1 protein-coding gene is annotated in these 313 nt (G+C 67.7%); it reads left to right on the top strand.

What is annotated here, in order from left to right:
- Positions 1–313, top strand: a 313-nt coding sequence (locus ACM14_RS30310; RefSeq protein ID WP_139093550.1) for an RHS repeat protein, incomplete at both ends; no start/stop codon positions are given.

Genomic DNA, 313 nt, shown 5'->3' with positions numbered 1-313 from the left:
CAGCGAACTGCCCAACGGCCAGATCGAGCGCTACCACTACGACAGCGCAGGCCACCTCACGCGCATCGATCCGGCTCAGCCTGCGGGCACCTCCAGCGAAACCCAGGCCGCCGACCCCAGCATCCACCTGCGCTACGACCTCTGGGGCCGGCTGGTCCAGCGAACACATGGTGGCCTCACCCTGGCCTTCGAATACGACAGCGCCGGCCGCCTTCTGCGCCTCGTCAACGAGAACGGGGCGCAAAGCCGCTTTGCCTGGGACGCGCTGGACCGGCTCGTGCAGGAAGAAGGGTTTGACCAACGGCTGCAGCGC

Origin of the sequence: Delftia sp. JD2, from assembly GCF_001682645.1 — a bacterium.
GTDB lineage: Bacteria > Pseudomonadota > Gammaproteobacteria > Burkholderiales > Burkholderiaceae_C > Comamonas > Comamonas acidovorans.
This window is presented reverse-complemented; position numbering and strand designations above follow the sequence as displayed.